This window comes from Limnospira indica PCC 8005, from assembly GCF_000973065.1.
In the GTDB taxonomy this organism is placed as follows: domain Bacteria; phylum Cyanobacteriota; class Cyanobacteriia; order Cyanobacteriales; family Microcoleaceae; genus Limnospira; species Limnospira fusiformis.
On the sequence record NZ_FO818640.1, the window covers coordinates 1562689 to 1587970 of the forward strand.

The following is a 25282-nucleotide window of genomic DNA, read 5'->3' on the forward strand; positions in this document are numbered from 1 at the left end:
CCATATCGGCATCTGTAAAGTAGATTCCCAGCCTCAGAGAGATTAACCTGCGAGACCAACAGCCACCAATTAAGTAGAGGTAGTAATATCAGCTTGGGTGACAGGTTGCTTAGGACTTTCAAGCATAGTTGATGCTGGTTGTACCCGCTGAGTCAAAGCAGCCGCCATTAGGAAAAATACACCACCAATAATCACAGCAGATAGGCGGTCATTATTCAGGAGATTTCGCATCACCCAACCAAACCCGAGAGAGACGGTGATTTGTGGTAAGACGATAAAGAAATTGAAAATCCCCATATATATACCTGTCCGGTCTGGTGGTAGACATCCCACCAACATAGCATAAGGCATAGATAGAATACTAGACCAAGCAATACCTATACCAATCATTGGTAGGAATAGGAAGTATTGATTATCAATGGTCGCCAGAGAGAATAATCCAACCGCCCCACATATTAAGCAGAAAGAATGGGCAATTTGGCGATTAGTGGATTTTGCTATTTGGGGTAAGATAAAGGAGAACCCGAAACAGACGGCATTATAAGCGGCGATACAAAGTCCAGCCCATTCTATCCCCTCAGAATATAATAGGGAATCCTGATCAACTGCGCCAAAAATATTGCGGGCAACTGCTGGGGGGAAATACAGGAAAATACAATACATTCCCATCCAGGTAAACCACTGTACCCAGGACAATTGTACCATGGTTTCTGGCATATCTCGGAAAGCATCCCAAATGTCTTTTATGCCTTGGAGAATACCGCCTTTATTTTGATTGTTGAAGTTCTGGATATCTTGGGGTGGATATTCTTGGGTGGTTAAGACAGTCCAGAGGACAGTCCCCAAAAAAACGGCCGCGCCGATATAAAAGGAAAATTTGACGGTTAAGGGAATTGCTTGTCCGTCTATTCCGACTGATGAGATGTCAAAAACATGGTTTAAAAACCAGGGGAATACGGAAGCAACTACAGCCCCTAAACCAATGAATAGACTCTGCATAGCAAAGCCTCGCGTTCGCTGGTTTTCGGGTAGTAAATCCCCAACAAAAGCCCTAAAGGGTTCCATGCTGATATTAACGGAGGTATCTAGTATCCATAAGAGACCAGCAGCCATCCAAAGACTGGAGGAACTGGGCATGAAAATTAAGGCGATCGCACTGAGAATAGCACCGACTAAAAAGTAAGGTCTTCTGCGTCCTAAAAAGTTCCAAGTGTTGTCACTCATGTGACCGATAATTGGCTGAACAAATAGCCCGGTGAGTGGTGCAGCCAGCCATAAAATGGGGATTTGGTGGGCTTGAGCGCCTAGGTGTTCAAAAATGGCGCTCATATTTGCCATTTGCAACCCCCAGCCAAACTGAATGCCGAAAAATCCGACACTCATATTGATGAGTTGAAAGAATGTTAAATGTGGTTTTTGGGATGTCATTAATTTAATCGTTATTCAGCAGTTATAGGTCATATTTTGAGAGAGTATGGGTTGAATTAGTTGGGGGGTGTTGAATGTGTAACTATGATTAGATGCAGATGTGCGTTTTTTGCCTATAGGCTTACTCCTATTATACCAAATGTCGATCGCTATATACAGCTTGTTCACCAGTCGCTTAATAAATTGCCCTCACCCTAAATCCTGGATCCCAGACAGGGAGAGGGACTTTGAGAGGTGATCAGATGATTTCTGAACAGGCTATATATCTATCTAAGGTTCAGGTTAAGTTATTTGAATTTCATAGCCAATAATGCCGCGCCTAATGCAGGTTCGTGACGGGGCCATACTATTTCAGCTTGGGGAGCGATCGCATTAATTCCAGTGATAAATTCGGAGCGTAAATTTGACCAGCCGCGCCAAATACCACCTACTGTTACAATTTCGCAAAAATCACCGGAATTAAATAAATCAGCGATCGCCACTTGAGTAGCCAAAACCAATTCCTGAGCCACATCAGTTATGATAGTTTCTGCTACGGGGTCTCCCTCAGCCGCCACGCGGTCAATAATAGTAGATAATGCCGCCATATCTCGCACCCCTAAACCACGCCTATAAACGGCTTCTATGAGCCTTTCAGGAGACTTTAAACCGAGTTCATTGAGTAACTCTTGAGTCAAGCGAGTTGGCGGTAAACGGCCATCAAACGATCGCATAACGGCGCGCAACCCCCGGACAGCGATATCATAACCGCCGCCTTCATCACCCAAAATATAACCCCAACCACCAACCCTTTTTATTTTCCCGTGGTGGTTACGTCCAAACACCTGAGAACCTGTCCCAGCCATAGCGACAATTCCGACATCATGACCCAACCCTCCCACGAGTGCGATCAGACTATCGCCGCCAATAAAAAAATTTTCCGGTGCAATATTCCAATTAATTTGTAGTTGTTCATTGGACTGAATTTGTCGCACCAATTCCCGCACAATTTCGATATCTTCGGGGCGACCCACCCCCGCCAAACCCAACCCCAAACTACCAATACAAATCCCCGGTTGGTGATAGCTAACGGCTTGAGAAATAGCGTTTTTAATAGCCATTGTGGCGGCGGACAAACCGATACTTTGATAATTCGAGGGTCCAGCTTCTCCCCTACCTAAGACCTGATAGCGATCGTCAATTAACAGACAAACAGTTTTCGAGCCACCCCCATCAATTCCTAGTCCATAAACCATCAATAAATCACCATCACTTTATCAGTTAATTCACGGGTTCGGGCAACTAAAAAGCTGCCCGATTTTCGGCGATATTTAAGCTGTAAGTAACTTGCGAGCCCTTTCGGCGCGTGCTTCGGCAGAATCCATCACTTCGGGGAATTTATCGACAATTTCCCCGGGGTAATTTTCCAGAAGTCGAGTAGAAAGAGACACGCGCTGGCGACCCTCTTCTAGGCTAATAACTAAGGCTTTGACGGTTTGACCTATGGTAAATATATCAGGGAGAGAACCGACATATTTTTGGCTAACTTCCTTAATATGAATCAACCCAGTTACGCCTTCTAGTTCGATAAACACACCAAAAGGTTTAATACTTCCGACAGTTCCCTCTACCAGTTGACCAACTTGAAGCTGGCTAAAGGAAACGGATTGAGAAGCCATACGTTGAGACAGTACCAGCTTTTCACGATCGCGATTAAATTCGAGAACAGTGACGGTGATAGTTTCACCGACCAAAGCCTCTAAATTATCCCGAACCAGGAGATGCGATCGAGGAATAAATCCGCGCAAACAATCGGCATCTACAGTCACGCCGCCGCGATTAACGCCAGTAACTACTACCTGTAAACTTTCGGAATTTTCGGCGATTTCTGACAAATTATCCCAAGCCTTTTCAACTTGCAATTTTCGCAGAGACAGTAATACCTGACCATCGGAGTTTTGGTCACGGATAATCAAAAACTCTTGTTCTTCACCTAGGGGTAAAATCTCCGATAGATTATCCCCTGCGGTGAAGGAGATTTCGGACATGGGTAAAAATCCGGGTGATTTACCACCTTTGATTTCAATATATGCACCATTAGAATCATACTCAAATACCCTACCTGTCACGATTTGCCCTTTTTGTAAATCATAATTATGAGCTTCTAGGGCTTTGGCAAAATCATCAATTGAAAACGACTGATTTCCTGTAGTCATAGAATAAACCAACCCAACACAAATTCACACTGTAACCCGTTCTCGCACTTTCCCTGGATTTCCGAGTTTTGGCTGCTCTCTGAGAACAAAAGTCTAAGATATCCTAAGATGAGAAGCCATTTAGTAGACCGAATTGAAAGGGTTAAGCGATATGCGATCGCCAACCCCTCAAGGGTTCCCAAGTTCCTAAGAGCCGGTTAGTTCCTGAGCGAACAGTTCCCTAACTTGTTTCCAGGCATCTTCAGCAGCATCTTTATTATAGCTATCTCGCTGCTCACAGAAAAAACCGTGGGTGGCTTGATAACGAAAAATACGATGGGGAATCTTATATTTTTGCAGTTCCGCCTCAATTTGGTCAACCTCAGAATTAGGGATTAAAGGATCTTCGGTACCAAAGAAGCCATACAGAGTCCCTTTAATTTCGGGAGTGCGAGTGACGGTAGCAGGTCCGCCGCCGGGAGTTCCGGTAACAATTCCCGCGCCATAGAAGGAAGCGATCGCCCCCAGGTCAGGGAGGGTAGCAGCCAAATAAGTCACATGACCACCAAAACAGAAGCCAATAGCCCCAAAAGGCGCATTTTTGACATGATCTTGCTGTTTGAGGAAATCAATAGTGGCTTGAATATCGCTCAGGAGTTCCAGGGCTGTAGTTTGTTCCTTGTATTTGCGTCCCAATTGCAGATCGGCGTCGGTGTAACCGACCTCAAAACCGGGAGCCAAGCGTTGGTAAATAGCAGGAGCGATCGCCACATATCCTAGCCCAGCAATGCGATCGGTAACATCTCGGATATGGGAATTGACCCCAAAAATTTCTTGGATCACCACCACACCGGGATAGGGTCCCCCCTGGGTAGGTTGCGCCAGATAAGCCGCGATATTCAGATCGCCATTTTTAACGGTAACATGATTGGTACGAATTTCTAAATCTGCCATAATTCCATGATTCAGTTATTTTCGGTAACACAGGAAAGCCAGCCCCAAAATCATCCATGGGCTGATCATGCTTTACTGGTTACACTTTAAAGTATCTCTCAAACCCGACAGTTCCCCTAACCGTCAAACCCCACCGCAGGCTAAAGTCTGCTCATACCGACCCTCTGGAAATTGGTTATGGTTCAGTTTTACATTCAACCCGATAGCGACATTCCTGCTTCCAATCAACTTTTTAACCAAATTCGGTTTGCCATAGCTTCTCGCCAGTTTCCCCCAGGACACCGCTTACCCAGCACCCGTCAACTGGCGATGCAGACAGGACTACACCGCAATACGATTAGTAAAGTTTATCGACAATTGGAAGACCATGGTTTAGTAGAAGCCCAAGCCGGGTCAGGAATTTATGTGAAAGCCTTGGGTCATGAAGGCGGTTCCCGGGCTAGTTCTCCCATTTTGGAGCATTACCCACAAGCTAACCAAATTATTCAACAGAGTTTAGATAACTTATTATCCCAAGGCTGTAGCCTCAATGAAGCCCGCGAACTATTTTTAGCGGAAATTGACTGGCGGTTACGTTGTAGCGCCCGCGTCTTAGTCACAGCCCCCACCCAGGATATTGGTATTGGTCAGTTAATGGCTCAGGAGTTAGAAGTCGCCCTAAAAATTCCGGTCCAACTCATACCCATTGAAAAACTAGCAGAAACCATAGAACAGGTTCCGTCGGGAACTGTGGTCACCAGTCGCTATTTTATCGGACAAGCGGAAGCTGTAGCAGGTCCGAGGTCGGTGCGGGTCATTCCGGTAGACATTTATGATTTTGCTAAGGAAATTGCTTTGGTTCAACAGTTACCCAAAGGAACTTATTTGGGAATTATTAGCCTCAGTTCGGGGTTGTTACGAGCCACGGAGGTGATTATTCACAGTCTGCGGGGGGATGATGTATTAGTTATGACTGCTCAACTGCCAAATGACTATAGAATTAATGCTATTGTTCGCAGTGCTAAGGTCGTGATTTGCGATCAGGCTAGTGTCAAAGCTGTTAAGGATGCCATACTGGCTAATCGTGAGGAGATTATCCGCCCCCCTCAGTTGGTCTGCTGTGAAAATTATATCGGTAGCAAGTCGATTAATTTGCTCAAGCGGGAACTAGGCTTAAATTAATGGCTCGCTACAGCTTGTTCACCAGTCGCTTAATAGATTGCCCTCACCCTAAATCTGGATCCCAGAGGGGGAGAGGGACTTTGAGATGTGATCAGATGATTTCTGAACAGGCTGTAATCTAACAATTTTCCTATTATTACGTTAGGAGTGAAGCATGAAGGCAACCCTTCAAGAAAAACCATCATTGACTAGAAACTATCCGACAACGGATACATCTGTCGCCCCGGATTTACCCAATCCTTTTGAGCATGAGTCGGAGTATGATACTGCGATCGATGATGCTGAAAATCCTTTTGACCCGCAGGATTTGGAAGATTTGGTTCTGACTGATGGCTCGGAGGGTGACTCTGAGAAATCTCCGGGTTTACTCAGGAAAATTCTGCTCTCTCCTCAAATGGGGGTTGGGGTGGTGGTGGCTTTGGCTTGTTTGTATACTCTCACCCGTCCCTGTGTGATTGGGGAATGTCGGGAAATTGACCAGGCGAGGAGTTTGGCTCAACAATCCCAAAATACTATCGAAACTGTACCGACGGCGAGAGCGCCGGGATTGGCTCGTCAGGAGTTGGTAGGAGCGATCGCATTACTGCAAAGCATTCCCTGGTGGTCTCCTCATCATTTGGAGGCGCGGATGCTATTGAGGGATTATCAGTCTGAACAACAGAATTTAAGTTCTGTGGTCACGGCTTTGACTATGGCTGGGGTGGCGGCGCAAATGAGTCAAAATCCCCCCCACCCTATAGATGATTGGCTGAAAATGCAGCAGTTATGGGAAGATGCGATCGCTCAACTACAAAAAGTCACCCCAGAGAGCATTATTTATCCCTTTGCTGAAACCCGCTCAACTCAATATCGTGCCAATTTAGCCACAGTCCGTGGGCGGCTCTCATTGGAGCGAGAAGCCCAGCAAACCCTGGAAAGGGCAAAAAACACCGCACAGGTCGCCAGGGCGCGTCAGGGGGTCGCTAGACACGCGCAAAGTTGGCAATCAGTCTATGATACCTGGCAAAGTGCCACCAATATTCTGGCAGCGATTCCGCCGGGTACTATGGCTTACCAGGAGGCTCAATTATTACGGGTTCGTTATCAGCCCAGCTTGGAAGATGCTCGCGATCGCAAAACTATTGAACAGGTCGGTTTGGAAGCCTATAACCGAGCGGTAAATAATGCTGACCAAGCCCGCATTTTTGAAGAAAGGGAAGCCTGGAATGAAGCCTCTCGCTCCTGGGGTCGTGCGATTTCTTTTGCTAATAATGTGCCTCAGAGTAGTTCCTATTACCTGGAAATGCAGTCCCTAATACGAGGTTATAATGAAGCATGGCAACGGGTACAGGCTCAGGTGCAAATTGAATCGCGGTTAGAAAAAGCACGGGGGGATCTCAGTCGCACTTGTGCGGGAAATCCGAAAGTCTGCAATTATGGCATTAGTCGTGATTTGATTACAGTCCGGTTAACTTCTGAGTATGTTCAGCAAATTAAAAACTCGGCAATTGCTGGAGATAGGGCGGGAAATCCACAGCCGCGATCGCAGGCGAGAAACCATGTTAATACACTGATTGTAGCTTTGGAGTCTATTAGCGATAATGCTAAGATTCCCCTACAAGTTTATATGCCAGACGGTCAGAAAATCGGCACTCATTTTCCCTCAATGTAATACCCCTATTAGCATATTGGGCGGGCGAAGACGACCATAACCCGCCCAAACATAGCACCCAACCAAACACGCCAATTATCAATTACTTTGTTGCAGGGGAAAGGTAACAGTAACGGTTGTTCCCTGATTAATTGCACTTTCCACCTCAATTTTACCTCGATGATGATCAACGATCGCTGATACGATCGCCAAACCTAGCCCGGAACCTGATGTCTGGGGGGTGTCGGAAATCTGAGTAACTTCCCCAGATTTTTCCGCCTCTAAATTGGGGCGGGCTGGATCTACTCGATAAAAGCGATCGAAAATGTGGGGAATAGCTTGTGGGGGGATACCAATACCATTATCTTTGACTATCACCTGTAAGCCCTCAAACTGTTCTTGCCAATGGTAGTATTCTTTGGAGTTACCATGATGCGGCGATCGCTTATTTTTGGGGAGATATTGCAGAGTTAAAGACACCTCTCCCCCTCTGGGAGTATAGCGGAGACTATTACTGACTAAATTAATCAACAACCGAACCAATTGATCGCGATCGCCCTCCATAGTAAACCAATCAGTTTCGGTTTCTGGGGGTAAAGTATCACCCGCCGACAACAGGGAAGGAGGATCGACCAAATTCAGTGATAAATTAATATCAGCCGCCTCGGCGTTAGCAGACTGTTCCTCCATGACTTCCATCAGCAAAGCATCGAGGGGAACAGAAGTAAACTGAGATTCCACAATTCTACCATCGGTGCGGGCTAAAAATAGCAAATCATCCACCAAGCGACCTAAGCGTCTGGTCAACCTTTCAATAACCTGTAATTGCTGATGAATATCTGCATTAACATCAGTTTCTGCTAAAGCCACCTGGACATTAGTTTGAATAGTGGCGATCGGGCTACGGAGTTCGTGGGAAGCATCAGCCGTAAACTGTTTAAGATGTTGATAGGATTCTCGCACAGGTTCGATCGCTAATTCCGATAAAAACCAACCAATAGCCGCCACGGAAATTAAAATCATCACCCCCCCCATAGCCAAATCGGTTAATAATTGACGAATAGGCTTTGTGACCTCAAACCAGGGATGACTGACCCGTAAATATCCCAACACCTGGCGACCTCTTTCTACGCGGTCTGTGACCTGTCGCAAGACGACTTCCTGAGAGGTGAGGTGAGAATTTCCAGAAAGTTGACTAGCCAAAGACCAATGATGATCGGTTAGCCTGACAGTTTCGCCATTGCGGTGGGTATGGAGGGGAATATCAAGGGGTTGAGAGAGGGTAGACCATAACAACTCTCCGGTGGGGCTGAACCATTCTAAATCAATATGGTCATCATCAGCAGCAGCATCAACATTATTGCCAAAACTGGCTTCGACATTAACAGTGATAAGCCCCACCCCCTGGGAAGATGGGGAAATGGTGCTGAGGGCGGGTTCAATGACAAGCGATCGCTCTACTACCTCGACGACATGGTTGAGAGTGTCATCAATGCGATCGATTAACGTATTGCGGACATACAGATAAAACCCACTAGCAAATAACAACAACAAAACCGCAGTTACAGCAGTGTACCAAATCGCTAAACGTCTTCGAGTAGCTTGGAACATAGGGGGAGACCATAACCAGAGAAAGTGGGGGTTTTTTGCCCCCACAAGTACCTAGTTAGTATACAAAAGTGTCGAAGTTATTTTGGCTAATGGTATTAGCATCGACACCCAAAAGTTCCGCCAGCACTGCTGACCCAAACAGAATCTGAGTTTGACCCCCAACAGAGGCGATCGTCAGTTCCTCAAAAGTTAATCCACCATCAAGGAGAATCGTATCCTGACCAACGGTGAAATCAGTAATCGTATTAGTGCCATAGGTAGCAGCAATCACAAAGCCATTCCGACCTCCTCCACCTGTCAGCGCATCATTACCTTCCGCACCAATCAGGATATCATCACCTTCTCCACCAAAAATCAGGTCATCACCTTCTTCACCGAAAATGGTGTCATTTCCTTTGTCTCCGAATAGAGTATCATTTCCCGAACCTCCGTGGATGAGGTCATTTCCTTGACCGCCATAGATAAGGTCATTGTCTGAACCACCGAAAATCGTGTCATTACCCTGGTTTCCAAACAAGGTATTATTACCCTCATTTCCTTGGATGAAATCATCACCAATATCACCAAAAATCAGGTCATTTCCACCGCCACCAGAAATGGTGTCATTTCCTTGACCACCATAGATTTCATCATTGCCAGAGCCACCAAAAATCAGGTCATTTCCTTGGTTGCCAAACAGGGTATCATTTCCCGGACCGCCAACAAGGGTATCGTTACCCATTTCGCCGAAAATCAAACTATTGCCATTAGCAATAACCATGTCATCCCCTTGACCGGCGAGGATAGTATCATCTTCTTCAGTACCTACAATCACATCATCCCCTTCTGTTCCCTGAATTACGCCATCATCACTGGTGAAAATTCCGGGAGTTGGAGACATCATTTCCGGCGATAACAACAGAGGGAAGGAGATAGGAGCAACGAAGTTAGCCGGGTTGTATAAGGTAGAAACACGGGGTACTGTTATCGGTGTTTCTTCAGTGTCCTCAGCAATAGGTTCGGGAGTCGGTTCACTCGGTGGCATTGGAGGCATCGGAAACACAGGAGGAACAGGAGGAATTGTGGTAATCACATCATCTTGTACAGGAGTTTCCTCGTCTACAGGAGTTTCCTCGTCTACGGGAGTTTCCTCATCAACAGGAGTTTCCTCGTCTACGGGAGTTTCCTCGTCTACGGGAGTTTCCTCATCAACAGGAGTTTCCTCATCAACAGGAGTTTCCTCGTCTACAGGAGTTTCCTCATCAACAGGAGTTTCCTCGTCTACAGGAGTTTCCTCATCAACGGGTTCATCCTCGTCTACGGGTTCCTCCTCGTCTACAGGAGTTTCCTCATCAACGGGTTCCTCCTCGTCTACGGGAGTTTCCTCATCAACAGGAGTTTCCTCTTCTACAGGAGTTTCCTCATCAACGGGTTCCTCCTCGTCTACAGGAGTTTCCTCATCAACAGGAGTTTCCTCATCAACGGGTTCCTCCTCGTCTACGGGTTCCTCCTCGTCTACGGGAGTTTCCTCATCAACAGGAGTTTCCTCTTCTACAGGAGTTTCCTCATCAACGGGTTCCTCCTCGTCTACAGGAGTTTCCTCATCAACGGGTTCATCGTCGTCTACGGGTTCATCGTCGTCTACGGGTTCATCGTCGTCTACGGGTTCATCGTCGTCGTCTACGGGTTCATCGTCGTCGTCTACGGGTTCATCGTCGTCGTCTACGGGTTCATCGTCGTCTACGGGTTCATCGTCGTCTACGGGTTCATCGTCGTCGTCTACGGGTTCATCGTCGTCGTCTACGGGTTCATCGTCGTCTACGGGTTCATCGTCGTCGTCTACGGGTTCATCGTCGTCGTCTACGGGTTCATCGTCGTCGTCTACGGGTTCATCTAAGGTGAAACCATCAGATGCCTCAGAGATGTTACCAGCAGCATCGGTGGCTGTAGCTGTCAAAATTCCGGCACTGAGTTCCTCACTACTGGTAAATGTCCAGTTTCCATCCCCATCAGCCGTAGCTGTACCGATAGAGTCACCGTCTAGGAAGATTTCGACTGTGCTTCCGGGTTCGGCTGTTCCTTGAATCACGCCGTTGGTGATATCACTGGTGGTAATCGTCGGTGCATCGGGTGGGGTAATATCGATGGTTAAGGTAACTGGGTTAGAAGTCCCAGAAACATTCCCCGCAGCATCGGTGGCAGTAGCCGTGAAGTCAAACTCACCTTCGGCTAAGTCGGTGTCTGGGGTAAATGTCCAGTTGCCATCCCCATCAGCAATGGTTGTCCCCAGAGATGTTCCACCTTTGAAGACTTCGACGGTGCTTCCGGCTTCGGCTTCTCCGGTAATGTCTGGGGTGGGGTTGTTGGTGACACCCGTGCTGGTAATCGTCGGTGCATCGGGTGCAGTGATATCATAAATCCGAGTTAACTGGGGGGCAGCAATATTACTATTCCCTGCTAAATCATCTGCCCCACCGGCGGCAATATCTACCGTAACATCACCCTCATTCGTAGGAGTGACCTCAAAGGTGTAAGTCGTAGCATTAACTACCTCAAAATTACCGACTGTGCCGTTAGCTACGGTAATATCCGAGGCGTTAAAGTCAGTGACATCTTCACTGAAAGTGGCAGTCACGGTAAAGGCAGCATTCACTGTATCCGCTGCATCGGTAGTTAAGGTTACTGTTGGGGGAGTAATATCCGCTGTCCGAGTTAACTGGGTGGTGGCAGGAATATTAGGATTCCCCGCCAAATCCGTTGCCACATCTGCCTCAATATCTACAGTAACCTCACCATCATCCGTAGGAGTGACCTCAAAGGTGTAAGTCGTAGCATTAACTACCTCAAAATTACCGACTGTGCCGTTAGCTACGGTAATATCCGAGGCGTTAAAGTCAGTGACATCTTCACTGAAAGTGGCAGTCACGGTAAAGGCAGCATTCACTGTATCCGCTGCATCGGTCGTTAAGGTTACTGTTGGAGGGGTGATATCATAAATTCGAGTTAACTGGGTGGCAGCCAGATTACTATTCCCTGCCAAATCCGTTGCCCCACCGGCGGCAATATCTACAGTGACATCACCCTCAGCGGTAGGAGTAATATCAAAGGTGTAAGTAGTAGCGTCAACTACCTCAAAATTACTGGCTGTGCCGTTAGCTACGGTAATATCCGAGGCGTTAAAGTCAGTGACATCTTCACTGAAAGTGGCAGTCACGGTAAAGGCAGCATTCACTGTATCCGCTGCATCGGTAGTTAAGGTTACTGTTGGGGGAGTAATATCCGCTGTCCGAGTTAACTGGGTGGTGGCAGGAATATTAGGATTCCCCGCCAAATCCGTTGCCACATCTGCCTCAATATCTACAGTAACCTCACCATCATCCGTAGGAGTAATATCAAAGGTGTAAGTCGTAGCATTAACTACCTCAAAATTACCGACTGTGCCGTTAGCTACGGTAATATCCGAGGCGTTAAAGTCAGTGACCTCTTCACTGAAAGTGGCAGTCACGGTAAAGGCAGCATTCACTGTATCCGCTGCATCGGTAGTTAAGGTTACTGTTGGGGGAGTAATATCCGCTGTCCGAGTTAACTGGGTGGTGGCAGGAATATTAGGATTCCCCGCCAAATCCGTTGCCACATCTGCCTCAATATCTACAGTAACCTCACCATCATCCGTAGGAGTAATATCAAAGGTGTAAGTCGTAGCATTAACTACCTCAAAATTACTGGCTGTGCCGTTAGCTACGGTAATATCCGAGGCGTTAAAGTCAGTGACATCTTCACTGAAAGTGGCAGTCACGGTAAAGGCAGCATTCACTGTATCCGCTGCATCGGTCGTTAAGGTTACTGTTGGAGGGGTGATATCATAAATTCGAGTTAACTGGGTGGCAGCCAGATTACTATTCCCTGCCAAATCCGTTGCCCCACCGGCGGCAATATCTACAGTGACATCACCCTCAGCGGTAGGAGTAATATCAAAGGTGTAAGTAGTAGCGTCAACTACCTCAAAATTACTGGCTGTGCCGTTAGCTACGGTAATATCCGAGGCGTTAAAGTCAGTGACATCTTCACTGAAAGTGGCAGTCACGGTAAAGGCAGCATTCACTGTATCCGCTGCATCGGTAGTTAAGGTTACTGTTGGGGGAGTAATATCCGCTGTCCGAGTTAACTGGGTGGTGGCAGGAATATTAGGATTCCCCGCCAAATCCGTTGCCACATCTGCCTCAATATCTACAGTAACCTCACCATCATCCGTAGGAGTAATATCAAAGGTGTAAGTCGTAGCATTAACTACCTCAAAATTACCGACTGTGCCGTTAGCTACGGTAATATCCGAGGCGTTAAAGTCAGTGACCTCTTCACTGAAAGTGGCAGTCACGGTAAAGGCAGCATTCACTGTATCCGCTGCATCGGTCGTTAAGGTTACTGTTGGAGGGGTGATATCATAAATTCGAGTTAACTGGGTGGCAGCCAGATTACTATTCCCTGCCAAATCCGTTGCCCCACCGGCGGCAATATCTACAGTGACATCACCCTCAGCGGTAGGAGTAATATCAAAGGTGTAAGTAGTAGCGTCAACTACCTCAAAATTACTGGCTGTGCCGTTAGCTACGGTAATATCCGAGGCGTTAAAGTCAGTGACATCTTCACTGAAAGTGGCAGTCACGGTAAAGGCAGCATTCACTGTATCCGCTGCATCGGTAGTTAAGGTTACTGTTGGGGGAGTAATATCCGCTGTCCGAGTTAACTGGGTGGTGGCAGGAATATTAGGATTCCCCGCCAAATCCGTTGCCACATCTGCCTCAATATCTACAGTAACCTCACCATCATCCGTAGGAGTAATATCAAAGGTGTAAGTCGTAGCATTAACTACCTCAAAATTACCGACTGTGCCGTTAGCTACGGTAATATCCGAGGCGTTAAAGTCAGTGACCTCTTCACTGAAAGTGGCAGTCACGGTAAAGGCAGCATTGACTGTATCCGCTGCCTCGGTCGTTAAGGTGACTGTTGGGGGAGTCCTATCAAAAGTTACACTACTAGAGTCAGTTGTATCTGTTACTGCCGTTCCTGCATTACCGGCCACATCGCTAAAGGTAATATTAATCGGTAAATCCCCTTCGGTATCTGCGGCTTGCAGAGTATAGGTGGCGCTGTAATCATTATCACCAGTATTCGTCACTGTGGCAGCTTGACCACCAATAGTCACCGCAGGCAACTCACTGAGGGGTTCACTAGCGGTAAAAGTTACTGTCACCGTATCCCCAAGTTTGGCTAAATCACTGTTGGCATTACTAGAAGCTATGGCTACTGAGGTTAAAGTGGGGGCTACGCCATCAACCAGGATGGCTGTGGTATCGCCGATATTATTTAAGGTTCGGTTAGCCGTGAAGCCATCGTCATTTTGAATGGTGGCACCGGCAGGTAAGACTAAAGCCGTACCAACCTCGATGCCATTGGTATCCTCATCGCCCTCATTAACCGTGTAACGGAAAGTGTGGCTGGTAGAAGATGACCCATCACCCACCAGGGTGGCATTCACCACACCTCCTGTGTCTAGGGTAATGGGCAAGGAGACCGCACCGGTGATAGTCACCGCCTCTGAGAAAGTGACGGTAAATTCGAGTTCCTGTCCGATACCGTAGGTTTGGTCATTGGGTACGGTGACTTCGGTGATGAATGTCCCGATGGTTCCGAAAATATCATTATTATTTTGGTCTTCGCCGACCCCATCTGCGGGTGCAGTCCCGTCGGCGTTGGCTGCACTGTTAGAGGTGAAGCTAACGTTGCCGAGTTGTACGACTGGCAAATCGCTAGGCATTCCTTGGTGGTTACCGTTCGTGTTGGTGGTGGACTTCATGGCGAAGATAGCACCGCCGAGTCCCTGACCCTGGTTAGCCCCTGTTCCACCTGTGGTGCTGTTATTACTGAAGCTGGTGTCCGAAATGCTCAGGCTGCCACTGCGAATGAAAATCGCACCACCGAATCCCGCGCCGCCGCCGCCGCCGCCGCCGCCAAAGCCGCCGCCAAAGCCGCCATTGCCAAAGCCTTCGCCAAAGCCGCCGCCGCCGCCATAGCCACCGAAGCCGAATTCGCCGCCGCCGCCGCCAAAGCCGCCGCGACCGAAGCCGCTGTCGCCGCCGCCGCCGCCAAAGCCGCCGCGGCCGCCGCCGCCGGGGCCGCTTCCGCCGCCAAAGCCGCCTGGGCCGGGGCCGGGGCCGCCGCCAAAGCCGCCATAGTCACCGAAGCCGCCATAGCCACCGAAGCCGTCAACGCCGGAACCACCAAACAACCCGCCGCCGCCGCCGCCGCCAGCATCACCAAACATCCCGCCGCCGCCAGCGTCCAATTCATCTACAGCACCATTCCCACCCTGGGCAAGGTTGTTGGTAAACTGAGCATTCTCAATCGTGACCGTCCCATCATAAATGAACAGCGCACCCCCCATCCCGGCACCCCCGCCGCCCCGGTTACTACTGCCACCCAAGGCTTTCCCCTCGGTGAGAGTCAAGTTGTTGAGGTTGACGGTTCCTGACTTGACAAACAGGGGGCGAAACTTGTCACCACCGCTAATGGTGGCTGTCTCTATTTCCGGGGTATCCGGGTCATCCCCGGTAATGGTGATGTCGCTGTTAATCAACCGCTTCATCACACCTTCAATGGTCACATTGGTTTCTAGGACAATTGTGGCGGCTGCGGGGTCTTTATTCGCCTCAAATATTGCCCAGCTTAGGGTTCCTTCTGTATCGCCTAAACCATTATCTGTGGCTTGATTAACTCTAAAAATTGCCATGATGTTGACCTCCTTTAGATAAATAAAAATGACTGATGGGTGAAAACAGAGTGCAGCTTAGGATGCCTCTCCCGTCTGTGGGGGGAGGCAGGCTAAAGGCTAGGCGGACGAGCTAAATTGGGTTTCACGCTCAGGAGTCTCCTGTTACAGTGGGTAAGAGTCCCGGATAGAACAACTCGTAAAACCAGCGATAAGAGGTTTGCAGTTCGAGTTGCATCCGAGAGGAAATCGGATGTTTCCCTGGGGGCTGAATTTGGGGATAGGTTTGATGGAGATATTTGAAGCGGTAATAACTGTCGGCTTCTGAGGGTCGCACCGTTAGGTTTTGGGGGTCAATCTTCACGGGTTCTAGGTTCAACCAGGTGAATAAGTCCCCCATGACTTCCAGGGGTTGGCTCATCAAATGCTCGAAAACCACGAAAAATAACCGTTCTTGCTGCTCTGGAGTTCTCTCCTGTAGCCCCTGAATCGCTCCCAGAGGACCGCCAACCACTCCTTGAGGGGCAAACAGCCGCTCACATCTTTGGTAAGGGGCGAGATTGGCTAAGTCATCGGGAAAGTCTAGCAGGAGAGTCTTCTGGTGTTGCTGTTCAATGGAACCATAGATTTGTCCCAGTTCCCTGACACAAACGACCATGCGACAGTTGGGGTCTAGGTGTAGGGCTAAATCCAGGGAGTTCAGCCAACCTCGATTTTTATCAACGACCCAGTTTTTCTCCGTTTCGGCAAACCAACCGTTGATAAATCCCCGATAGGCATTCAACAGCCGTTGATAGACGGGTTCAAATTGATGGTCGAGTTGGGAGAGCAAAAACTCGTTATCACTCAGGTGGCGTTGCAGGGTTTTAATCCCACTGAGTAAGGGGGAACTGTGACCGGGACTATAAATGGCTGGATGTTCTCCCAGCAGTTGACAGGTGAGAGTTGAACCGGACCGGGGTAATCCGGTGACATAGATGATATTTTTATGGAGGGTTGGGGTTGATAAAGACATTTTGGCTCGGAATTTTAGACTTGGGCAGCTATGGACTCAAGATGCAGTGGTAGAGGGAAAAACTGTTTTTCCAGCCTGCTCCTGTTGGGGAATGAGGGGGTGGGTCTGAAGTTCTATGACCCTGACTCCCTCCGGTCTGGGGTCGGGTCCAGTGGGGTGAGTGGCAGCCAGGACATAGAGGCGGTCTGAGGTAGCCTGAAGTGCCATGGGAGGGTCAAATTCCCAGATGGGGTGTAGATTTGGCGGTCGGGTTGGAGTCCTCTGAGACAGAGGCGGTTGGTTTGATAGGTGGTGAGTCCTAGGCTGAGTTGCTGTGGGTCTAGCCATTCTCGGAAATGGCGGGAATACGGAATGGTGAAAGTTTTGGGATTTGACATCATCTTAGTTATGGCTGTGTTTCCCCTTTATTTATGAGTCAGGAAAATCATCTGGAATAAGTTGGGGATTGGCTGATAATAGTCAAGAGGTTGGCAGGTTTAATGGTTGGTGTGGGATTTTTGACAGCACAAAAAACCCCCATCAATCTGCATGGGAAAAAACTCAACTACTTGAGCCAAATACAGCCTCGGAGAGAGACACGACGTGAATCTCGGAAACTGGTCGTAATTATCCAGATTATTCAGTCAATAAATCGCAGCCCGTCTGTGTTCAGCTAACAACTGCACACACAGCTTGATTGAGAATATATTGGATTGTTTCCTGACCAGATGGGATTAGGTAGACTCGATTCCCCTGAGCTTCAGAGGATAACCCCGAAACCAGCGAGGAGTCATTGGTCTCGGTTTCTGATTGGGAAAACGAGATGATTAACTAGGGCTTTAGTAAGCCAACCAGATAACTCTATCACACCTCCCTCAATTTTGTAAAACTTTTTGAGGGCTGGGACTGGGGTCTGATGATGCCGGATAGTTGATGTGAAATAGCCCTTTGATGCGGGAGCCAAAAAGCGATCGCTCTACTACAGGGAATCCTATTAAGCGACGATATCCCATTAATAATACAGTATGGGGGCGGGATAATTTATAATGGATAATAAATTGACTCTATTAATCTCATGCCATGACAAGAACTGATATATTATCAATGCTAACCTGGGACTTACTGAATTTGATGTGGATAGCCTGCGGGTTATTTGTGGCAGGAGTTTTAGAAGCATTCTTATGGAAAACTCCACCGTTTCAATTATTAAACTTCCCGGTGCAAAAAGAATGGTTTGGCGAAAACAAAAAATGGCGGGGTCTCATTAGTCTACCCCTCACTTTTATGGTGAGTGTATTCGGGTTTCAATTCCTAGAATCATTGGCGGGAATTAACCCGGATTTTCCTATCCATTTCCAAGACTTTAAGGCGGTTGAATTTGGGTTGCTAACGGGGTTGGTATTTAACCTGTCAGAATTGCCCAACTCTTATATCAAACGTCGGCTAAATATTGCCCCGGGAGAAGAAGCGAATATCATTACTTATCTGTTTGACCATATAGACTCGACCTATGGAGTTCTGATTTTATGGTATTTTTACTTCCACTTTCCCCTACATTTTATCAGTGTGGGTTTAATCGCCACTCCCTTATTATTTATGGGTGCAACTTGGCTACGAAAAAGGTTAGGGTTGAAGTAATATCATACCATATTCACGAGTAGAGGCGGGTTCTGGAGTTGGCTATATTCCTCCCCAAAAGCAGGACATACCCGCCTGTTATAGGCGGGTGAGACTCTCTAAAAAATCAGAAAATCATCGGGTGATAACTCGGTTATCCCTGTGATATTTTGGAGTCTGGCTAAAATCTGGGAGTCGTCCCCGGTAGTATTATCACCATCACCATCATAAATGATGTAAGTATGGCTACCATCATCATAAGCAAACAGATTATTTCCATCCAAGACATTAGATGAAATATCAGTTTGAACGGTTAGGAGAATGCGGTCAGTATTGGGAATCAAATCACTAGATAAAGCGATCGCATCTCCTTCGGTTTCTCCCAGACCTGTGAAATCGGCGATCGTATCATATAACCCCGTACCAATTTGTTCAGTAATACTACCTGTACTATCAGCATTAAATGCTGTGCCGCCACCATCATCAGGACTCTGGTATAAAAAGCGATTATTTCCCTCTCCTCCTACCAAAGAATCACTCCCCAAACCACCAAATAGCGTATCATTACCGCCCAATCCTGATAAGGTATCATTACCAGTACCACCATATAACAAGTCACCAAAATTACCGCCTTCAAGACTGACAGGAGTATCCCCAGGTGCGGGTCTCCTATCAACGATAACTGTGGCTGTTGCTGACTGGCCATCCGCACTCATAGTGTATGTAAATCGATCCTCCTCGGTAAAAGTACCAACAACGGTGTACCTTATTTCATTAGGTGCTTCCGCCGGCGAAAGTATAGTAGGTGATTCGAATTCGCTTTCGCTTAGAGTCAAAGTAGGATTCACACCTTCTGGAAAGATATCATTAGAGAGTATATCAATAAATAATACCTCAAATTCCGATTGGATATTGGTAACAATCGGACCAACATCATTAGCAATCAGAGGAACAAACATATCAATAGTTGTCCGAGGTTGATTACTGTCATCACTGCCATCATTCACGACCACTGTTACTATCCTGTCTGTGGTATTAGGACGGTTTGAGGTATTGTTGTAAAACACGCGGGAAATAGCTGTTTGATAGTTGGCTAAAGAGGCACTACCAGAGAGGCTAAGAACCCCCGTTTCGGGATTATAGGTTTCGGCAGTGATACCCCCCGGAAGTCCGCCAATGACGGATAAACCCTCATCTTCCCCATTGATGGGATTGGTCAGAGTAATAGTTGCGGATTGGATGGTAGTATTATCTGGGTCGGTAATGCTGACATTATTGGAAGCGATCGCCACTGGCTCTCCTCCCCTTTCAAAGGTAGTAGCGAAGTTGTTACCGCCGACGACACTGTTAGTGGTATCTAAATCAATTACAGGGGGGTCATTAACCGCCACGACAGAAATAGTGCTAACAGCTAGGGGGTTATTATCATCCCTGCCATCATTTACCACGACTTCAATAATGCGATCGCTTGTATTTGGATCGAGGGAACGATTTATATATGTTACCGTTGCCAAAACCTCTTCGTAAACACTCAGGGAATTTTCCCCAGAGAGTGTTAACACCCCCGTAGTTTGATTATAATTAGCCGTAATATCGGTATCACCCGTATTAACTGCTAATTCCTCAAAATCCCCATCTAACAGATTAGTAATCCTGACAGTAGCGCCCACTAGGCTATCATTATCAGGGTCGGTAATCCTAACACCATCACCAGAAGCGATCAAAACTGGTGGCTCTTTTTCGGTGAAAGTAGTGGCAAAATTAAGGGTTCCCGAATCATCAGGACTCAGATCCACAACAGGAAGTTCATTAACCCCGGTGACAGTAATGGTGACGGTAGCCGTGGCTGTAAGACCCATATCATCAGCTACTGTGTAAGTAAACGTATCTTCTAAAGTTTCCCCTTCCTGCAATGCTATAAATGATTCTACCTCCCTTGGGTCAAAGGTGTAGCTACCATTAGGATTAACCGTAACTGTAGCACCCCGAGAACTATTAGAGTCAAAATCAACCACCTCTAACGGACCCCCTTCCGGGTCGGTATCATTAACCAAAACTCCTTGAGCCGCATTTACAGTTAAGACTGTATTCGCCAGGATACTATTGCTATCATCGACAGCAACAGGAGGTTCATTAACTCCAGTTACAGTAATGCGGACGGTAGCCGTAGCCTGATTACCATCAATATCCTCGATAGTGTACGTGAAAGTATCAACTATCTCCTGTTCTTCCCGCAACGCCAATAAAGCATTAGCATTTCTGGGGTCGAATGTATAACTACCATCGGGATTAACTTGTACTGTAGCACCCTGAGCGCTCCTGCCATCAAAAGCCACAACCGTTAACGGATCCCCGTCTAAATCGAAGTCATTGGCGAGAACTCCCTCCGATGACTCAACACTCAAAATTTGGTTAGCAAGGGTGTTATTCTCGTCATCAACAGCCGTAGGGAGAGATTTTACCAGCACCGTCACTGTGGCTGTGTCAGTACCTGAACGTCCATCACTAATGGTGTACTCAAAACTAGCTTCTCCGAGAAAGTCCGAGTCCGGGGTAAATAACACATCACCCGCTTCTGGGTCTAGTTCTACTGTACCGTTATTAGCATTAGCCACTTCTATGATGGTCAGAACATCACCATCAGGGTCGCTATCATTAGCTAGTAAAGTTTCCCCAGGGATGTTTATGGCAGTATTTAGTAAAGCATCAACCTGATCATCTTCCGCGACGGGTGGTCGGTTTAGGGTTTCAATGGTGATGGTATCTGTAGCCGTTAAAGGATTATCAGGATCTCCACCACCTTGGTCATTAGTCGTAATTTCCAAGCTACCATTTTCGTTGAGAAACTCTGGTAATGGGGTAAATGTTAACCCTTCTAAGGCTTGGTTAATAGCTGAGAGAGTACCAGTCAAGGTGAGAGTTTCCGTGTTTTCGCCAGTAACTTCCACCGCTTCGGTATTTTCCCCAGGGGTAACTGTCCCATTGGTCGCCACTATAGTCACCACTAACGGGTCATCCCCCGCGTCTGGGTCAGCAATGGTAATAGCATTATCAGTTTCTGTGCTAAATACCAGCGGTGTATCAGTATTAGTGGCTTGGGTTTCTGGTACGTTGTTACTGGGTGGTTCATTAACCCCGGTGACAGTAATGGTGACAGTAGCGGTGGCTGTACTACCCATATCATCAGCTACTGTATAGGTGAAGGTATCTTCTAAGGTGGCACCAGCCCGCAATGCTATAAATGATTCTACTGCGGTTGGGTTGTAGGTGTAGCTACCATTAGAATTAACGGTAACTGTAGCACCCCGAGAACTATTAGAGTCAAAACCAACCACTTCTAACAGACCCCCTTCCGGGTCGGTATCATTAACCAAAACTCCTTGAGCCGCATTTACAGTTAAGACTGTATTCGCCAGGATACTATTGCTATCATCGACAGCAACAGGAGGTTCATTAACTCCAGTTACAGTAATGCGGACGGTAGCCGTAGCCTGATTACCATCAATATCCTCGATAGTGTACGTGAAAGTATCAACTATCTCCTGTTCTTCCCGCAACGCCAATAAAGCATTAGCATTTCTGGGGTCGAATGTATAACTACCATCGGGATTAACTTGTACTGTAGCACCCTGAGCGCTCCTGCCATCAAAAGCCACAACCGTTAACGGATCCCCGTCTAAATCGAAGTCATTGGCGAGAACTCCCTCCGATGACTCAACACTCAAAATTTGGTTAGCAAGGGTGTTATTCTCGTCATCAACAGCCGTAGGGAGAGATTTTACCAGCACCGTCACTGTGGCTGTGTCAGTACCTGAACGTCCATCACTAATGGTGTACTCAAAACTAGCTTCTCCGAGAAAGTCCGAGTCCGGGGTAAATAACACATCACCGGCTTCTGGGTCTAGTTCTACTGTACCGTTATTAGCATTAGCCACTTCTATGATGGTCAGAACATCACCATCAGGGTCGCTATCATTAGCTAGTAAAGTTTCCCCAGGGATGTTTATGGCAGTATTTAGTAAAGCATCAACCTGATCATCTTCCGCGACGGGTGGTCGGTTTAGGGTTTCAATGGTGATGGTATCTGTAGCCGTTAAAGGACCGCCTTCTCCGGTGTTTCCGAGGTCGTTGGTGGTAATTTCTAACTGTCCGTTTTGGGCATTAAATCCCTCGGTGGGGGTAAAGGTTAAACCATCTAGGACGCGGTTAAGTGAATCTATTACACCTGTAAGGGTTAGGGTGTCGGTGTCGCTGCCGTTAATTTGCACCCCTTCTGTATTGGTGCCGACTGTTAAAATGCCGTTGGTGGCAACTAGGCTAACTTCTACTGGGCTACTACCAGCATCAGGGTCGGCAATACTAATGGAATTGTTGTTCTCTTCACTGAATACTAAGGGGGTTTCTCCATCGGTTTCTTGTGGTTCGGGAACTGTATTTTCCGGGGGGTTATTAATGGCGGTAATCCTAATGATAGAATTGGCGGGATTACTGTCTTCAATGCCATCACTAAGGATGACGGTAATTAGGCGATCGCTTGTCCCTGGTGCTAGGGATGTGTTATTATAAAATATTCGGGAAATGGCATCTTCATAAGCTACGGGAGGCGCAGTTCCAGTGAGTAGTAAAACCCCCGTATTTGGGTCATAAGCATCGGCGGTAATATTGGGAGATAAAAGCCCGGTAATTGATAAACCTTCTTCCTCTCCATTGGCGGGGTTGGTAATAGTAACAGTGGCTGAAACTATATCATCACCATCTGGGTCGCTAATGCTAATACTACCCAGTGCGCCAATACGGACAGGAGAATCTCCTTCGGTAAAGTCGGTGCTAAAATCGTTCCCAGGTGCGGCAGAATTGAGGTCAATAACAGGAGGCTCATTAACTAACTCTACATTAATGAAAACTGTAGCAGTAGCAGTTTGACCAGCACTATCTCGCACCGTATAAACGAAACTATCTACCCCCACAAAATCCCTGGGTGGTGTATAGATAAAAGATGAATTAGTCCGCTCGATTGTGCCACCTTCGCTGGTGGTTGATGGTAGATCTGTGATGGTGAGAATATCCCCTGGTCTTGACGGACTATCATTCTCTAACAGAGTGGAATTATTAACGTTTAATGAACTGTTCTGTGCCACACTAAGGGTATCATTTCCGGCTTCAATACCATCAGAAGGAGTCGGAGTCGGAGTCGGGGTCGGAGTCGGAGTCGGGGTCGGGGTTGGCGTGGGAACCGGGGGAGGAGTGGGAACAGGAGGAGTGGGAGTCGGTTCAGGACTAGGAGTCGGAGTCGGAGTCGGACTAGGTTCTGGCTCTGGGTCGGGTTCGGGTTCTGGGTCGGGTCCGGGTTCAGGTTCGGGTTCGGGTTCGGGTTCGGGTTCAGGTTCAGGTTCAGGTTCGGGTTCAGGTTCAGGTCCGGGTTCAGGTTCAGGTTCAGGTTCAGGATCTACTAAAGGTCCGTCTGGGTCGATGAGAAAATCTGTTTCGTCCAGCATGGCTGGATCTACATTTAATAAAACTGCTAAAAAGTCTCCGGTATTGCGGTCTATGAGCAATGTATTTCTGATATTGGCACCTTCACCACGACGAATTTCAATATCCGCAAAGGTGAGTCCTCCGGTTAATCCAATTTTGTCAACACCAGCTTGAAAGTCGGTGATCAAATCTGCTAATTCTGGGGAAGCGCCGCCAGTGGTACCTGTAATTACACTACCACCACCTTCAGACGCACTGACAACTAAGCCAACAACAAATATATTTCTACCACCACCACCAGTGAGGGTATCAACACCACGACCGCCTTCTAGTAAATCATTACCTTCATCTCCAAAGAGGCGATCGTTACCCTTTCCGCCTCTTAATATATCATTACCATCACCGCCAAAAATTATGTCGTCACCGGGACCGCCAAAGATAGTATCATTCCCCTTACCACCAACGAGTTCATCATTACCATCATCACCAAAGAGTAAATCGTTACCAGTCCCACCAAACAGGAAATCATTATCAGCGCCACCATAAAGGGTATTATTGCCACCACCAGCTAATAATGTATCGTTACCCTTATCGCCAAACATCAGGTCGTCATTTTCACCCCCTATGAGGCTGTCATTACCTTGACCTCCATACATGGTGTTATTACCAGAGACACCGAAGAGGATATCAGCATCTTTATCACCGAATAACAGGTCATTCCCACCTTCACCAAAAATCAGATCATTACCCTGACCACCCCGGATACAATCATCTCCGTCGCCACCATAGATGGTATCATTACCGGCATTGCCATTAATGGAGTCTGCACCATCACCCCCTCGGATAAAGTCATCTCCCCCTAAACCGAAAATGATGTTATTACCACCTACACCATCGATCGCATCATTAAAATCACTACCCAGAATGGTATCGTTTCCCTCTGTACCAACTCCTGAACCTTGTATGGTGATGATTTCTGGTTCTGGGTCGGGTGCGGGTTCTGGGTCGGGTGCGGGTTCTGGGTCGGGTGCGGGAGTTGGTGCGGGAGTTGGTGCGGGAGTTGGTGCGGGAGTTGGTGCGGGAGTTGGTGCGGGAGTTGGTGCGGGTTCGGGTTCGGGAAACTCAAAACCCTCTGGTCGAAAAAGAATTTCCCCGCCACCACCAGGTAAAGTTTCTCCGACTTGTCCTGTGAGACTTTGCAAGCCTGAGTCAGTTTGTTCAAGATAAACAATGGAACTGGTAGCGATCGAAACAGCTTGTAAAACCGGTTGTTCAGGAATAAATAAGAGTTCCCCATTGGCTCCGGTCATGGTATCCCCGATAGTCCCCCCAAAGGTTTGAAATTTACCAGGAATGGGGTCAGCCGGAAAAATTAATTCAATATTATTAGTGTTTAGTAGACTATTACCAGGAATAACTCGGCGAGAGATGAGAGCGAGGGTGGTAGGGATATTAACACCAGTCATGATGGAACTCCTTAATAGTGATCAAGT

The 25282-nt window shown here is 47.4% G+C and carries 11 protein-coding genes; 3 read left to right on the top strand and 8 right to left on the bottom strand.

Going from position 1 to position 25282, the window contains the following annotated elements:
• Nucleotides 1-69: 69 nt before the first annotated feature.
• The 4 genes from XZ46_RS06960 to XZ46_RS06975 all read right to left on the bottom strand — a co-directional run bounded on the left by XZ46_RS06960 (nucleotide 70) and on the right by XZ46_RS06975 (nucleotide 4556).
• Nucleotides 70-1428, bottom strand: a complete 1359-nt coding sequence (locus tag XZ46_RS06960; RefSeq protein WP_006620823.1) for an MFS transporter — start codon at nucleotides 1426-1428, stop codon at nucleotides 70-72.
• Nucleotides 1429-1715: 287 nt separating this feature from the next.
• On the bottom strand, nucleotides 1716-2663 hold the full coding sequence (locus XZ46_RS06965; RefSeq protein ID WP_008049260.1) for an N-acetylglucosamine kinase: 948 nt from the start codon (nucleotides 2661-2663) through the stop codon (nucleotides 1716-1718).
• Nucleotides 2664-2738: 75 nt separating this feature from the next.
• A complete protein-coding gene (locus tag XZ46_RS06970; protein ID WP_008049262.1) occupies nucleotides 2739-3623 on the bottom strand; it encodes a S1 RNA-binding domain-containing protein in 885 nt (294 codons plus the stop codon).
• 186 nt (nucleotides 3624-3809) lie between these two features.
• Entirely contained in the window at nucleotides 3810-4556 is a 747-nt protein-coding gene (locus XZ46_RS06975; RefSeq protein WP_008049264.1) for a dienelactone hydrolase family protein, read from the bottom strand.
• Between the two features lie 177 nt (nucleotides 4557-4733).
• Here XZ46_RS06975 and XZ46_RS06980 point away from each other — a divergent pair, with 177 nt between their 5' ends.
• Both XZ46_RS06980 and XZ46_RS06985 read left to right on the top strand, forming a co-directional pair.
• Nucleotides 4734-5717, top strand: coding sequence for a GntR family transcriptional regulator (locus tag XZ46_RS06980; RefSeq protein ID WP_006620819.1), 984 nt, complete (start codon nucleotides 4734-4736; stop codon nucleotides 5715-5717).
• A gap of 184 nt (nucleotides 5718-5901) precedes the next feature.
• A complete protein-coding gene (locus XZ46_RS06985) occupies nucleotides 5902-7368 on the top strand; it encodes a hypothetical protein (protein ID WP_228116504.1) in 1467 nt (488 codons plus the stop codon).
• A 78-nt stretch (nucleotides 7369-7446) separates the two neighbouring features.
• On the opposite strand, the gene XZ46_RS06990 is transcribed toward XZ46_RS06985, so the two are convergent.
• The 3 genes from XZ46_RS06990 to XZ46_RS07005 form a co-directional block, all read right to left on the bottom strand.
• A complete protein-coding gene (locus XZ46_RS06990) occupies nucleotides 7447-8958 on the bottom strand; it encodes a sensor histidine kinase (protein ID WP_006620817.1) in 1512 nt (503 codons plus the stop codon).
• 55 nt (nucleotides 8959-9013) lie between these two features.
• Nucleotides 9014-15724: an Ig-like domain-containing protein gene (locus tag XZ46_RS35920; protein ID WP_176564511.1), complete on the bottom strand. Its 6711-nt coding sequence runs from the start codon at nucleotides 15722-15724 to the stop codon at nucleotides 9014-9016.
• Nucleotides 15725-15854: 130 nt separating this feature from the next.
• Nucleotides 15855-16718 (bottom strand): sulfotransferase family protein, encoded by an 864-nt coding sequence (locus tag XZ46_RS07005; protein WP_008049275.1) that lies wholly within the window; start codon nucleotides 16716-16718, stop codon nucleotides 15855-15857.
• Between the two features lie 1083 nt (nucleotides 16719-17801).
• Here XZ46_RS07005 and XZ46_RS07010 point away from each other — a divergent pair.
• Nucleotides 17802-18335, top strand: a complete 534-nt coding sequence (locus tag XZ46_RS07010; RefSeq protein WP_006620808.1) for a CDP-archaeol synthase — start codon at nucleotides 17802-17804, stop codon at nucleotides 18333-18335.
• Between the two features lie 98 nt (nucleotides 18336-18433).
• Here the strand turns inward: XZ46_RS07010 and XZ46_RS07015 are convergent, their stop codons facing one another.
• Nucleotides 18434-25255 carry a cadherin-like domain-containing protein gene (locus XZ46_RS07015; RefSeq protein ID WP_048894986.1) on the bottom strand — a complete coding sequence of 2274 codons (6822 nt, stop codon included), beginning with the start codon at nucleotides 25253-25255 and terminating at the stop codon, nucleotides 18434-18436.
• Nucleotides 25256-25282: the final 27 nt, after the last annotated feature.

Excerpts from the sequence above, each read along its gene's own strand:
- XZ46_RS06960 (WP_006620823.1), bottom strand. The coding sequence starts at position 1,428 with ATGACATCCCAAAAACCACATTTAACATTCTTTCAACTCATCAATATG.
- XZ46_RS06970 (WP_008049262.1), bottom strand. The coding sequence starts at position 3,623 with ATGACTACAGGAAATCAGTCGTTTTCAATTGATGATTTTGCCAAAGCC.
- XZ46_RS06990 (WP_006620817.1), bottom strand. The coding sequence starts at position 8,958 with ATGTTCCAAGCTACTCGAAGACGTTTAGCGATTTGGTACACTGCTGTA.
- XZ46_RS07015 (WP_048894986.1), bottom strand. The coding sequence starts at position 25,255 with ATGACTGGTGTTAATATCCCTACCACCCTCGCTCTCATCTCTCGCCGA.
- XZ46_RS06965 (WP_008049260.1), bottom strand. The coding sequence starts at position 2,663 with ATGGTTTATGGACTAGGAATTGATGGGGGTGGCTCGAAAACTGTTTGT.
- XZ46_RS07010 (WP_006620808.1), top strand. The coding sequence starts at position 17,802 with ATGCTAACCTGGGACTTACTGAATTTGATGTGGATAGCCTGCGGGTTA.
- XZ46_RS35920 (WP_176564511.1), bottom strand. The coding sequence starts at position 15,724 with ATGGCAATTTTTAGAGTTAATCAAGCCACAGATAATGGTTTAGGCGAT.
- XZ46_RS06975 (WP_008049264.1), bottom strand. The coding sequence starts at position 4,556 with ATGGCAGATTTAGAAATTCGTACCAATCATGTTACCGTTAAAAATGGC.
- XZ46_RS06980 (WP_006620819.1), top strand. The coding sequence starts at position 4,734 with ATGGTTCAGTTTTACATTCAACCCGATAGCGACATTCCTGCTTCCAAT.
- XZ46_RS07005 (WP_008049275.1), bottom strand. The coding sequence starts at position 16,718 with ATGTCTTTATCAACCCCAACCCTCCATAAAAATATCATCTATGTCACC.